Here is a 13595-nt window from a genome sequence, read left to right as displayed (position 1 = left end):
CGAGATTAAGAAACATGAAAAAAACCACATTAGCAATGAGTGCACTGGCTTTAAGTTTAGGTTTAGCGCTGTCTCCTCTGTCTGCTATCGCAGCCGAGACCGCGTCTTCGGCGAGCAGCGCGCAGCAGATGCCCAGCCTGGCACCGATGTTAGAAAAAGTCATGCCGTCGGTCGTCAGTATCAACGTGGAAGGCAGTACCACCGTCAATACGCCGCGCATGCCGCGTAACTTCCAGCAGTTCTTCGGCGATAATTCGCCGTTCTGCCAGGAGGGTTCGCCTTTCCAGAGCTCGCCGTTCTGTCAGGGTGGTGGAGCAGGGGATGAAGGCGCCAACGGCGGCGGCCAGCAGCAGAAATTTATGGCGCTGGGCTCGGGTGTTATCATCGACGCCGCTAAGGGCTATGTCGTCACCAACAACCACGTGGTGGACAACGCCAGCAGCATCAAAGTGCAGCTGAGCGATGGGCGTAAGCTTGACGCCAAAATGGTGGGTAAAGATCCGCGCTCTGATATTGCGCTGATCCAGATTCAGGATCCGAAAAACCTGACGGCGATTAAGCTGGCTGACTCCGACGCCCTGCGCGTGGGGGATTATACCGTGGCGATCGGTAACCCGTTCGGCCTGGGCGAGACGGTTACCTCCGGGATTGTTTCCGCGCTGGGCCGTAGCGGCCTGAATGCGGAAAACTACGAGAACTTTATCCAGACCGATGCCGCCATCAACCGGGGTAACTCCGGTGGTGCACTGGTCAACCTGAACGGGGAGCTGATCGGGATTAATACCGCGATTCTTGCCCCGGACGGCGGCAATATCGGGATCGGTTTTGCTATCCCGAGCAATATGGTGAAAAACCTGACCGCGCAGATGGTTGAGTTTGGTCAGGTGAAACGCGGTGAGCTGGGTATTCTCGGCACCGAGCTGAACTCCGAGCTGGCGAAAGCGATGAAGGTGGATGCCCAGCGTGGTGCCTTTGTCAGCCAGGTGATGCCAAACTCTTCGGCGGCGAAAGCGGGGATCAAGGCCGGTGACGTGATCACCACCCTGAACGGCAAGCCGGTCAGCAGCTTTGCGGCGCTACGTGCGGAAGTAGGCTCGATGCCGGTCGGCAGCAAAGTGACGCTGGGCCTGCTGCGTGAAGGTAAGCCGGTTACCGTGAACCTTGAACTGCAGCAGAGCAGCCAGAATCAGGTTGATTCCAGCACCATCTTCCAGGGGATCGAAGGCGCGGATATGAGCAACAAAGGCCAGGACAAAGGCGTGGCGGTGAATAACGTAAAAGCTAACACCCCGGCTGCCCGTATCGGCTTGAAGAAAGGCGATGTGATTATTGGTGCTAACCAGCAGCCGATTAAAAACATTGCTGAACTGCGTAAGATCCTCGACAGCAAACCGACGGTGCTGGCGCTGAATATTCAGCGTGGCGATACCTCGCTCTATCTGCTGATGCAGTAATCTGTTCAGCCCCTGTTTCCGCCAGGAAGCAGGGGCTTTTTCCTATTCTGTGAACCCTTCCACAAGTCCATACTTCTCCCCGTCAGTTTGTGCATTCGCACAATGCAGCGTTGACTATTCTTCCTTATGCTTGAGCTCTGCTCAGAGGAGGGCGATATGGCTGGCTGGCATCTTGATACCAAAATGGCGCAGGATATCGTGGCGCGAACGATGCGCATCATCGATACCAATATCAACGTAATGGATGCACGTGGGCGGATCATTGGCAGCGGTGATCGCGAGCGTATTGGGGAATTGCACGAAGGTGCGCTGCTGGTGCTCTCTCAGGGGCGGGTGGTAGACATCGACGATGCGGTGGCGCGGCATCTGCACGGCGTGCGTCAGGGGATTAACCTGCCGCTGCGTCTGGAAGGCGAAATTGTCGGAGTGATCGGCCTGACCGGCGAGCCGGAATCACTGCGCAAATACGGTGAGCTGGTGTGCATGACCGCCGAGATGATGCTGGAACAATCTCGGCTGATGCACCTGCTGGCGCAGGACAGCCGCCTGCGTGAAGAGCTGGTGATGAACCTGATTCAGGCAGAAGAACATACTCCCGCGCTGACTGAATGGGCGCAGCGTCTGGGCATTGACCTTAATCAGCCCCGCGTGGTGGCGGTCATTGAGGTCGACAGCGGACAGCTGGGCGTCGACAGTGCCATGGTCGAGCTGCAGCAGCTGCAGAATGCGTTGGCCACGCCGGAGCGTAACAACCTGGTGGCAATCGTCTCACTCACCGAAATGGTAGTACTGAAACCGGCGTTGAACCCGTTTGGACGCTGGGATGCAGAAGATCATCGGCGTCGGGTCGAACAGCTGATTGCGCGAATGAAAGAGAACGGGCAACTGCGCTTTCGGGTGGCATTAGGTAACTATTTTACCGGCCCGGGGAGCATCGCGCGTTCGTGGCGTACCGCCCGCACCACCATGATGGTCGGCAAGCAGCGTATGCCCGAGAACCGCAGCTATTTTTATCAGGATTTGATGCTGCCGGTGCTGCTCGACAGCCTGCGCGGCGGCTGGCAGGCCAATGAGCTGGCGCGCCCGCTGGTGCGCCTGAAAGCGATGGATAACAACGGGCTGTTGCGTCGTACACTGCAGGCCTGGTTTCGCCACAACGTGCAGCCGCTGGCGACTTCGAAGGCGCTGTTTATTCATCGCAATACGCTGGAATATCGCCTGAACCGCATTTCGGAATTGACGGGGCTGGATCTGGGGAATTTCGACGACAGGCTATTGCTGTATGTCGCGTTGCAGTTAGACGAACAGCGGTAGGTAAAACAAAACGGTAACCTGGGTTACCGTTTTTAGTGTTTACACCCTCTCCTTGCGCGAGAAGGCCGAAGTCGCGACTTATTTATTACGGGTCAACTTCTCAAGATCGGCTTCAATTTCACTGATCTTGTGGGTAACGACGCTTTCCAGATGACGCAGGTCATCAAGGATCTTACGCTTAAGATCAACCTCTGTGCGATCGCGCTGACAAATCTGATCCAGTTCATCAATCACGTAGCGCAGATTGGGGCTGATTTCCTGCACTTCTTTGTAACCCTGACCGACGCCATCGGCGACGACAGTTTTACGCTGGCGCGGGTATTTAAACTTTACGCTCTTGGCGAAAAATTCGCCTTTATCCTTGTGGAAATAGATTTTCAGGATATCGTTATTGGCTTCCTGACGGAGGCTGTAACGGTCAATTTCATCAGGATTAGTAATGCCCAGACTTTTCAGATTATCGTACATAGCGGTACCCTTGATCTCAACATAACCCATGAATAATTCACGAAAAAATCTACTTTCGCCACCCTCAGATACAAAAAAAGCGGGGTTGCCCCCGCTTTTTGTTATAACCGATTAATCGATGGTGCGCAGCAGTTCGTTGATGCCCACTTTACCGCGGGTTTTTGCGTCCACTTTCTTGACGATAACCGCGCAGTACAGGCTGTATTTGCCATCTTTCGATGGCAGGTTGCCGGAGACCACCACGGAACCTGCCGGTACACGGCCATAATGCACTTCACCGGTTTCGCGATCGTAAATGCGAGTGCTCTGGCCGATGTAAACACCCATCGAGATCACTGAGCCTTCTTCAACGATCACGCCTTCCACCACTTCGGAACGTGCGCCAATGAAGCAGTTATCTTCGATGATGGTTGGGTTCGCCTGCAGCGGCTCCAGAACGCCACCGATGCCAACGCCGCCGGAGAGATGGACGTTTTTACCGATCTGCGCGCAAGAACCAACGGTCGCCCAGGTATCTACCATGGTGCCTTCGTCAACGTAAGCGCCGATGTTCACGTAGGACGGCATCAGCACGGTGTTACGCGCGATAAACGCACCCTGACGAACGGCTGCCGGTGGAACCACGCGGAAACCTTCTTTCTGGAAACGCGCTTCGTCGTAATTAGCGAATTTCATTGGCACTTTATCGAAGTAGCGGCTTTCCGCACCGTCGATAACCTGGTTATCGTTAATACGGAAAGAGAGCAGTACCGCTTTCTTCAGCCACTGATGGGTTACCCACTGACCGTCGATCTTTTCGGCTACACGCAGCGCGCCGGAATCCAGCAGAGAAATAACCTGGTTAACCGCTTCACGGGTCACGGTATCCACATTCGCCGGGGTAATCTCGGCGCGACGCTCAAAAGCGGAATCAATAACGTTCTGTAACTGCTGCATTGTTAAACTCTTTCCAATTAAAAAAAACACTACCCTTTATCGTTTGGATTGAGGGCTGCTGTCAACCGTTGTTGCACTTCCAGCTGCAGCGCATTATTAAGGCCACGGCGGTCGGCTGTGGCGATTATAAATAAATCTTCTACTCGCTCGCCAATGGTTGTAATTCTGGCGCCATGCAGCGAAATTCCGAGATCGGCAAAAACCTGCCCGACCCGCGCCAGCAGACCCGGCTGGTCGAGGGCGATCAGCTCCAGGAACGATTTTCGGTCAGTGTGCGTGGGTAGGAAATTGACCTCGGTATCGACGGTGAAATGGCGCAATTTGGCTGGTTGGCGTCGCGGCTGTGGTGGCTGCCAGCTGTGCTGAGTGATCGCCTGCTCCAGCCCGTAGCGAATCGGCTCGTGACGATCGGCTGACAGTGGGCTGCCGTCCGGTTCCAGTACAATAAAGGAGTCCATCGCCATCCCGTCGCGGGTGGTGAAGATCTGGGCGTCATGAACACTGAGATTACGCCTGTCGAGTTCAGCGCATACCGCAGCGAAAAGATAAGGCCGGTCAGGGCTCCAGATAAAGATCTCTGTTCCGCCGCGCGTTGCCTGCGGGCTGAGCAGGATCAGCGGCTTGCTCAGATCGTGCTGCAGCAGATGACGGGCGTGCCAGGCCAACTGGTTAGCGCTGTGGCGCACAAAATAGTTGGCGCGACAGCGGGCCCAGATCAGATGCAGCGCCTCCTCGTTGATATTTTCCATCCGCAACAGCGCCAGGGCCTGCATCTGATGGTGACGTACGCGCTCGCGCATGTCCGGCGTATTCTCCATGCCGCGACGTAACTGCTTCTCGGTGGCAAAGTAGAGCTCACGCAGCAGGCTCTGCTTCCAGCTGTTCCACAGCGTTTCGTTGGTCGCGCAGATGTCCGCAACCGTCAGGCAAACCAGAAAACGCAGGCGATTCTCCGTCTGGACAGCTTCGGCGAACTGTTTGATGACCTCGGGATCCTGAATGTCACGACGCTGCGCCGTGACCGACATCAGCAGGTGGTGGCGCACCAGCCACGCAACCAGCTGGGTTTCACGCGAGTTGAGCCCGTGAAGCTCTGCAAATTTCAGTATGTCCTCTGCGCCCAGCACCGAGTGATCGCCCCCGCGGCCTTTAGCGATATCGTGAAACAGGGCGGCAATCAGGATCAGCTCCGGGTTGGTGAGGCGCGGCCACAGCTCTACGCAGAGCGGATGGCGGCTGCGCGTCTCCTCTTTGGCGAAGCTCTCCAGCTTCAGCATGACGCGGATGGTATGTTCATCGACGGTATAGGCATGGAACAGGTCAAACTGCATCTGGCCGACAATGTGCGACCACTGGGGCATATAGGCCCAGAGCACGCTGTGACGGTGCATCGGCAGTAACCCGCGGCTGACCGCACCAGGGTGGCGCAGCATGCTCAAAAACAGCGAGCGTGCTTCCGGGATATAGCATAACGGCTGAGTCAAATGGCGACGAGCATGGCGCAGGTGGCGCAATGTCGTGGAGTAGATCCCGGTGATGGTGCTGTTACGCACCATGGCGTAGAACATCCGCAGGATCGCTTCCGGCTTGCGGATGAACAGCGTCTCGTCACGCAGGTCGATCAGGGTGCCGCGCAGCTGAAATTCGTCATCGATCGGGCGCGGTTTTTCATCAGCCGTCAGGGCCAGAATCGCCTCATCGAACAGCTGCAACAGCATCTGATTCAGTTCACCCACCCGGCGAGTGACGCGAAAGAAGTCTTTCATCATCTGCTCAACCGGTTCGTTGCCTTCGCCGCGGTAGTGCAGACGCTGGGCGACGCTGAGCTGACGATCGAACAGCAGGCGGTTGTCGTAGCGCGTCACTTCGAGATGCAGGGCAAAACGGATGCGCCACAGCAGGTGTAAGCACTCATTTAACTCGGTTCGTTCGGCTTCTGTCAGAAAACCAAAGCCGACCATCTCATCCAGCGAGGTGGCGCCAAAATGGCGGCGGGCCACCCATTGCAGGGTATGGATGTCGCGCAGGCCACCAGGGCTGCTTTTGATGTCGGGCTCCAGGTTATAGCTGGTGCCGTGATAGCGCTGGTGGCGGGTTTGTTGTTCTTCGACCTTGGCGGCGAAAAACTTCTCCGAAGGCCAGAACCCGTCGCTGAAGATGTGTTTTTGCAGCTCCAGTAACAGGGCCACGTCGCCAATCAGCAGACGTGATTCAATCAGGTTGGTAGCGACCGTCAGATCGGATAAGCCCTCCAGCAGACACTCTTCAAGTGTGCGCACGCTGTGGCCGACCTCGAGCTTCACATCCCACAGTAAGGTCAGCAGCTCGCCAATTTTTTGCGACTGTTCATCCGGCAGCTTTTTACGGCTAAGGATCAGCAGATCAATATCCGAGAGGGGATGCAGTTCGCCGCGGCCATAGCCGCCGACGGCGACCAGCGCCACGTCGCCTAGCTGAGCAAAGCCGTAATCAATCCATAGCCGCTGCAGCAGCTGGTCAATAAACTCGGTACGCGCTTCGATAAGCGCTTCGGCGGAGATCCCACTGTCAAAGGCGTCGCCCAGCCAGCGCTGGAACGTGTCGATATGCGCTTTGATACCCGGACAGGTCAGCTCGGGTGACGGCCAGACGCCGGGATTATCCGGCTGGCCGGGAAGGGTGGGGAGTGCCGTATTGGCGTACTGCTCGGGTAAAAGGTTACTCATTGCGCGCCACCCATAAGAAAAAACGATAGCCATTAAAAAAGCCGGCATTTGCCGGCTTCTTATCATGCGTCTTGCGAGAGTATCGCCGGGATGGTGTCATCCTTGCGTAACGTCAGAATTTCGCAGCCGTTGTCTGTCACCACAATAGTATGCTCGTACTGAGCAGACAAGCTTCTGTCTTTGGTTTTCACCGTCCAGCCGTCTTTCATGGTGCGAATACGGTAATCGCCTGCATTGACCATCGGCTCGATGGTGAAGGTCATGCCCGCCTGCAGCACCACGCCGCTGTCATCCGCATCATAATGCAGGACCTGTGGCTCTTCGTGGAAGACACGACCGATGCCATGACCACAGTATTCGCGTACCACGGAGAAGCCTTCGGCTTCAACGAACTTCTGGATCGCCGCGCCGAGGGTGCGCAGGCGAATGCCTGGTTTGACCATCTTCAGTGCCAGGTAGAGGCTCTCCTGGGTCACTTTACACAGGCGTTCGCCCAGAATGGTCGGTTTACCGACGATGAACATCTTAGAGGTGTCGCCGTGGTATTCGTCTTTAATGACGGTCACGTCGATGTTAACGATGTCGCCATCTTTCAGCAGTTTTTCGTCATCCGGAATACCGTGGCACACCACTTCGTTCAGTGAGATGCAGACGGATTTTGGGAAGCCGTGATAGCCGAGGCAGGCGGAAATGGCCTGCTGCTCATTCACGATGTAGTCGTTGCAGATACGATCCAGTTCGCCGGTGCTGATACCCGGTTTGATGTACGGTTCGATCATTTCCAGCACTTCGGCGGCCAGACGACCGGCGACGCGCATCTTTTCAATTTCTTCAGGTGTCTTTATTGAGATAGCCATGTAATCTGTCCATCAGTGTCGATTTTTTCGACAATACTAGTCTAAGTGTTGTCAATGGTATCAGTCAGGCGCAGGTGCTGCCAAATTGAGAATCATTGACAGCACACACCGCCAACAATTGTTGGTTTCAGGCGCTGATTTATGGTATAAAGCGCGCCGGACTTCCGATCCATCTCAGATACACAGGCTGGACGGGAGCGACAAATCTCACTTTGTGTAATAACACACACGTATCGACACATATTCCGGGGTGCCCTTTGGGGTCGGTAATATGGGATACGTGGAGGCTTAACCCCAACTATTTAAATAGAGGTTTTAACATGGCAACTGTTTCCATGCGCGACATGCTCAAGGCTGGTGTTCACTTTGGTCACCAGACCCGTTACTGGAACCCGAAAATGAAGCCTTTCATCTTCGGCGCGCGTAACAAAGTTCACATCATCAACCTTGAGAAAACTGTACCAATGTTCAACGAAGCCCTGGCTGAGCTGAACAAGATCTCTTCCCGTAAAGGTAAGATTCTGTTCGTTGGTACTAAGCGCGCTGCAAGCGAAGCTGTGAAAGAAGCTGCTAACAGCTGCGACCAGTTCTTCGTGAACCATCGCTGGCTGGGCGGTATGCTGACTAACTGGAAAACCGTTCGTCAGTCTATCAAGCGCCTGAAAGATCTGGAAACCCAGTCTCAGGACGGTACTTTCGAAAAGCTGACCAAAAAAGAAGCGCTGATGCGCACTCGTGAGCTGGACAAGCTGGAAAACAGCCTGGGCGGCATCAAAGATATGGGCGGCCTGCCGGACGCACTGTTCGTAATCGACGCTGACCACGAACACATCGCAATCAAAGAAGCAAACAACCTGGGCATCCCAGTGTTTTCTATCGTTGATACCAACTCCGATCCAGACGGCGTTGATTTCGTTATCCCGGGTAACGACGATGCAATCCGTGCTGTAACCCTATACCTGAGCGCAGTTGCTGCTACCGTTCGTGAAGGCCGTTCCCAGGATCTGGCTTCTCAGGCGGAAGAAAGCTTCGTAGAAGCTGAATAATAAGGTCCTACCCTTATTAGTACCGTGTATGGATAGGGGCCTCTTAATGGCCCCTTTTTCACTTTTAAACCTGTGCGGTTCCTGGAACCGGGCAGGTCATCTCTCCCGAGGATTTAAGAATGGCTGAAATTACCGCATCCCTGGTAAAAGAGCTGCGTGAACGTACTAGCGCAGGCATGATGGATTGCAAAAAAGCACTGACTGAAGCGAATGGCGACATCGAGCTGGCAATCGAAAACATGCGTAAATCCGGCGCGATCAAAGCGGCGAAAAAAGCAGGTAACGTTGCAGCTGACGGCGTGATCATCACCAAAATCGACGGCACCTACGGCATCATTCTGGAAGTTAACTGCCAGACTGACTTCGTTGCTAAAGATGGTGGTTTCCAGGCATTTGCTAACAAAGTTCTGGATGCAGCAATCGCTGGCAAAATCACTGACGTTGAAGTTCTGAAAGCACAGTTCGAAGAAGAACGTGTTGCGCTGGTTGCTAAAATCGGTGAGAACATCAACATCCGTCGTGTTGCTTCTCTCGAAGGCGACGTACTGGGTTCATACCAGCACGGTGCACGTATCGGTGTTCTGGTTGCTGCTAAAGGCGCTGACGAAGAGCTGGTTAAACAGCTGGCAATGCACATCGCTGCAAGCAAGCCAGAATTCGTTAAGCCAGAAGACGTGTCTGCTGACGTTGTAGAAAAAGAGTACCAGGTTCAGCTGGACATCGCCATGCAGTCTGGCAAGCCAAAAGAAATCGCAGAGAAAATGGTTGAAGGCCGCATGAAGAAATTCACCGGCGAAGTTTCTCTGACTGGCCAGCCATTCGTAATGGACCCAAGCAAATCAGTTGCTGAGCTGCTGAAAGAGCGCAATGCTGACGTAACTGGCTTCATCCGCTTTGAAGTGGGCGAAGGCATCGAGAAAGTTGAGACTGACTTCGCAGCAGAAGTTGCTGCAATGTCCAAGCAGTCTTAATCAGCGAAAAGAAGCCGCCTGAGGGCGGCTTCTTTTTGTGTGCATTATGTGTAAATCAGCCTGGTACCTATAGTTACTGTGCTGAAATGCGATATATCATGTCGCCAGAATTATCCCCTATCTCAATCGTTGACAGTCCCAGGAAAGAAAAATGGCTACCAATGCAAAACCCGTTTACAAACGTATTCTCCTTAAGCTGAGTGGCGAAGCGCTGCAGGGGTCGGAAGGCTTCGGTATTGACGCAAGCATCCTTGATCGCATGGCGCAGGAAATCAAAGAACTGGTTGAACTGGGCATTCAGGTTGGCGTAGTCATTGGCGGTGGTAACCTTTTCCGTGGTGCTGGTCTGGCGAAAGCCGGCATGAACCGCGTTGTGGGCGACCACATGGGCATGCTGGCAACGGTCATGAATGGCCTGGCTATGCGTGATGCGTTGCATCGCGCCTATGTCAATGCGCGGTTGATGTCTGCTATCCCGCTGAATGGCGTCTGCGACAACTACAGCTGGGCCGAAGCTATCAGCTTGCTGCGCAATAACCGCGTGGTGATCCTCGCTGCCGGTACGGGTAACCCGTTCTTCACTACCGACTCCGCTGCCTGTCTGCGCGGTATCGAAATTGAAGCAGACGTCGTGCTGAAAGCGACCAAAGTGGACGGCGTGTTTACCGCCGATCCGGCTATCGATCCGACGGCAACCATGTACGAACAGCTGACCTACAACGAAGTGCTGGATAAAGAGCTGAAAGTCATGGATCTTGCTGCCTTCACGCTGGCTCGTGACCACAAACTGCCGATTCGTGTCTTCAATATGAATAAACCAGGTGCACTGCGTCGCGTGGTGATGGGTGAAAAAGAAGGCACTTTGATCACGGAGTAATTTCCGTCGGCGATAAATACAGGTAAGATTCCGCTCTACTTTATTGTGGTTTCTTATCTGGACGCGCCCCCAGGCGTTGTCATGAATTAAACAGGGCTATACTTAGCACATCTTTTAACAGTGGTGCTGGCGGATAGTCTGCCTGAGACAAGTTTTCAAGGATTCGTAACGTGATTAACGAGATCAGAAAAGATGCTGAAGTACGCATGGACAAGTGCGTAGAAGCGTTCAAAAACCAAATCAGCAAAGTGCGCACTGGCCGCGCTTCTCCGAGCCTGCTGGATGGCATCGTTGTACCTTACTACGGTACGCCAACCCCGCTGCGTCAGCTGGCGAGCGTAACGGTAGAAGATACCCGTACGCTGAAAATCAACGTCTTCGATCGTTCGTTAGGTCCGGCTGTTGAAAAAGCGATCATGGCTTCCGACCTGGGTCTGAACCCAAGCTCAGCGGGCGCTGACATTCGCGTTCCACTGCCAGCGCTGACCGAAGAGCGTCGTAAAGAACTGATCAAAGTGGTTCGTGGTGAAGCCGAGCAGTCTCGCGTAGCCGTGCGTAACGTGCGTCGTGATGCAAACGACAAAGTGAAAGCGCTGCTGAAAGACAAAGAGATCAGCGAAGATGACGATCGCCGTTCTCAGGACGACGTACAGAAACTGACTGACGCAGCAATCAAGAAACTTGATGCGGCGCTGGCTGATAAAGAAGCGGAACTGATGCAGTTCTGATTTCTGCCGTAATCTGATAAAACGCCGTTCAGAAGGCCCATGGGCTTTGCTGGCGGCGTTTTGCTTTGCTGACTTCACTACTTCCGGACAATTCATGAAGCAATTAACTCTCCTCGGCTCAACCGGGTCTATCGGTTGCAGCACGCTCGACGTCGTTCGCCATAATCCTGAACACTACACCGTGACCGCACTCGTTGCCGGAAAAAACGTTCAGCGTATGGTTGAGCAATGTCTGGAGTTTTCGCCGCGCTATGCGGTAATGGACGACGAGGAGAGTGCTCGCCAGGTGAAAGTGCTGCTGGCCGCTAATGGCTGTCAGACCGAGGTGTTGAGTGGTCAACGGGCGGCCTGCGAGATGGCGGCGCTGGATGAGGTGGATCAGGTGATGGCGGCGATTGTCGGTGCTGCGGGCCTGCTGCCGACGCTGGCGGCCATTGATGCCGGTAAAACGGTTCTGCTGGCCAACAAAGAAGCGCTGGTCACCTGCGGACGTCTGTTCATGGAAGCGGTCAAGCAGCGCGGTGCGCGACTTTTGCCGGTAGATAGCGAACATAACGCCATTTTTCAGAGTTTACCGCAACCTTTTCAGCAAAACCTGGGGTACGCTTCCCTTGAGCAGAATGGGGTCTCTTCTATTCTGCTTACCGGGTCTGGTGGCCCGTTCCGGGATACGCCGCTGTCTGAACTGGTCACGATGACGCCCGATCAGGCATGCCGTCATCCGAACTGGTCGATGGGGCGAAAAATCTCTGTCGACTCCGCTACCATGATGAACAAAGGTCTGGAATACATTGAAGCCCGCTGGTTGTTTAACGCCTCGGCAGAGCAGATGGAAGTGCTGATCCACCCGCAGTCGGTGATCCACTCCATGGTGCGTTATCTGGATGGCAGCGTAATGGCGCAGCTGGGTGAGCCGGATATGCGTACCCCGATTGCCCATACGATGGCGTGGCCAAACCGGGTCATCTCTGGCGTTAAGCCGCTCGATTTCTGCAAGCTAAGTTCGTTGACCTTCAGCGCGCCGGATTATCAGCGCTATCCGTGCCTGAAGCTGGCAATGCAAGCCTTTGAGCAGGGGCAGGCGGCGACGACGGCGCTGAACGCGGCAAATGAGATTGCCGTCGCGGCCTTCCTCGATCAGCGGATCCGCTTTACGGATATTGCTGCGCTGAATCTGTCCGTGCTTGAGGCGATGGATTTACGTGAACCGCAAAGCGTGGATGACGTGCTGACCGTCGATGCCGAAGCCAGAATGACTGCGCAAAAAGCGGTGACACGGCTCGCAAGCTAGTGATATTCCACCCACTAGCGGTCATGCTATTTGTTAGCGTTGGGCTTCAGTGATATAGTCTGCGCCACTTGATTGCGGGTAGTTGAGGTTATGCAGTCAGGTTAGCCGTGGTTTGACACGGCTTTTTTACGTAAAGGCTTCAGTATTCCTGAGTACCGTTAAATCCTTTCAGGGACCAAAAACGCGTTATGTTGTCTGCGAATCAACCAATAAGCGAAAACGTGCCAGCTCATGGCTGTCGTCATGTAGCAATCATTATGGATGGCAACGGCCGCTGGGCGAAAAGACAAGGGAAGATCCGAGCCTTTGGGCATAAAGCTGGGGCGAAATCCGTTCGCCGCGCCGTCTCTTTTGCCGCCAATAGCGGCATTGACGCGTTAACGCTCTATGCTTTCAGCAGTGAAAACTGGAATCGACCTGCGCAGGAAGTAAGCGCGTTGATGGAATTGTTCGTGTGGGCGCTCGACAGCGAAGTAAAAAGCCTGCACCGCCACAACGTTCGCCTGCGTATTATCGGCGATACCAGTCGTTTTAACTCACGTTTGCAGGAACGTATTCGTAAAGCGGAAGCATTGACCGGGCAAAATACCGGATTAACGCTCAATATCGCGGCGAATTACGGCGGGCGCTGGGATATTGTCCAGGGCGTTCGGCATCTGGCTGAGCAGGTTCAGGAAGGGCTATTAAGGCCGGACCAAATTGATGAAGAGGCGCTGAGTAAGCAAATCTGCATGAGTGAACTCACGCCCGTGGATTTGGTAATTAGGACAGGGGGAGAGCACCGAATCAGTAACTTTTTGCTGTGGCAAATCGCCTACGCTGAACTTTACTTTACGGATGTTCTTTGGCCCGATTTTGATGAACAAGACTTTGAAGGTGCGCTGCATGCCTTTGCCAATCGAGATCGACGTTTTGGTGGTACCGAGCCTGGTGGCGAAAACGCCTGAT

12 protein-coding genes are annotated in these 13595 nt (G+C 54.4%); 8 read left to right on the top strand and 4 right to left on the bottom strand.

Features of this window, described 5'->3' with window-relative positions; all coding sequences use genetic code 11:
• Window positions 1-14 precede the first annotated feature (14 nt).
• Window positions 15-1454, top strand: coding sequence for a serine endoprotease DegP (gene degP / locus ACRDD5_RS00440; RefSeq protein ID WP_438675559.1), 1440 nt, complete (start codon window positions 15-17; stop codon window positions 1452-1454).
• A 156-nt stretch (window positions 1455-1610) separates the two neighbouring features.
• A complete protein-coding gene (cdaR, locus tag ACRDD5_RS00435; RefSeq protein WP_271282384.1) occupies window positions 1611-2768 on the top strand; it encodes a DNA-binding transcriptional regulator CdaR in 1158 nt (385 codons plus the stop codon).
• Between the two features lie 78 nt (window positions 2769-2846).
• Here the strand turns inward: cdaR and ACRDD5_RS00430 are convergent, their stop codons facing one another.
• From ACRDD5_RS00430 to map, 4 genes are all read right to left on the bottom strand, one after another.
• Window positions 2847-3236 (bottom strand): DUF3461 family protein, encoded by a 390-nt coding sequence (locus ACRDD5_RS00430; protein WP_012016111.1) that lies wholly within the window; start codon window positions 3234-3236, stop codon window positions 2847-2849.
• 111 nt (window positions 3237-3347) lie between these two features.
• The gene (gene dapD, locus ACRDD5_RS00425) at window positions 3348-4172 is read right to left on the bottom strand and encodes a 2,3,4,5-tetrahydropyridine-2,6-dicarboxylate N-succinyltransferase (RefSeq protein WP_271282383.1); all 825 of its coding nucleotides are present in this window, start codon (window positions 4170-4172) and stop codon (window positions 3348-3350) included.
• Window positions 4173-4201: 29 nt separating this feature from the next.
• Entirely contained in the window at window positions 4202-6877 is a 2676-nt protein-coding gene (gene glnD, locus ACRDD5_RS00420) for a bifunctional uridylyltransferase/uridylyl-removing protein GlnD (protein WP_438675558.1), read from the bottom strand.
• Between the two features lie 62 nt (window positions 6878-6939).
• Window positions 6940-7734: a type I methionyl aminopeptidase gene (gene map / locus ACRDD5_RS00415; protein ID WP_271282381.1), complete on the bottom strand. Its 795-nt coding sequence runs from the start codon at window positions 7732-7734 to the stop codon at window positions 6940-6942.
• Window positions 7735-8054: 320 nt separating this feature from the next.
• On the opposite strand from map, the gene rpsB reads away from it, so the two are divergent.
• The 6 genes from rpsB (at window position 8055) to ispU (ending at window position 13594) form a co-directional block, all read left to right on the top strand.
• Complete coding sequence (rpsB, locus tag ACRDD5_RS00410; protein WP_271282380.1) at window positions 8055-8780, top strand: 30S ribosomal protein S2; 726 nt, start codon at window positions 8055-8057, stop codon at window positions 8778-8780.
• Between the two features lie 119 nt (window positions 8781-8899).
• Window positions 8900-9751 carry a translation elongation factor Ts gene (gene tsf / locus ACRDD5_RS00405; RefSeq protein ID WP_271282379.1) on the top strand — a complete coding sequence of 284 codons (852 nt, stop codon included), beginning with the start codon at window positions 8900-8902 and terminating at the stop codon, window positions 9749-9751.
• A gap of 151 nt (window positions 9752-9902) precedes the next feature.
• Entirely contained in the window at window positions 9903-10628 is a 726-nt protein-coding gene (gene pyrH, locus ACRDD5_RS00400) for a UMP kinase (RefSeq protein WP_271265935.1), read from the top strand.
• Window positions 10629-10798: 170 nt separating this feature from the next.
• Complete coding sequence (gene frr / locus ACRDD5_RS00395; RefSeq protein WP_271282378.1) at window positions 10799-11356, top strand: ribosome recycling factor; 558 nt, start codon at window positions 10799-10801, stop codon at window positions 11354-11356.
• A 94-nt stretch (window positions 11357-11450) separates the two neighbouring features.
• Window positions 11451-12647, top strand: a complete 1197-nt coding sequence (gene ispC, locus ACRDD5_RS00390) for a 1-deoxy-D-xylulose-5-phosphate reductoisomerase (protein ID WP_271282377.1) — start codon at window positions 11451-11453, stop codon at window positions 12645-12647.
• A 188-nt stretch (window positions 12648-12835) separates the two neighbouring features.
• Entirely contained in the window at window positions 12836-13594 is a 759-nt protein-coding gene (gene ispU / locus ACRDD5_RS00385) for a (2E,6E)-farnesyl-diphosphate-specific ditrans,polycis-undecaprenyl-diphosphate synthase (RefSeq protein ID WP_271282376.1), read from the top strand.
• The last annotated feature ends 1 nt before the right edge of the window (window position 13595 follow it).

This window comes from Silvania sp., from assembly GCF_051656365.1.
GTDB lineage: Bacteria > Pseudomonadota > Gammaproteobacteria > Enterobacterales > Enterobacteriaceae > Enterobacter > Enterobacter hatchlandensis.
The sequence above is the reverse complement of the archived record's forward strand: the minus strand, read 5'-3'. Positions and strand labels throughout refer to the sequence as shown.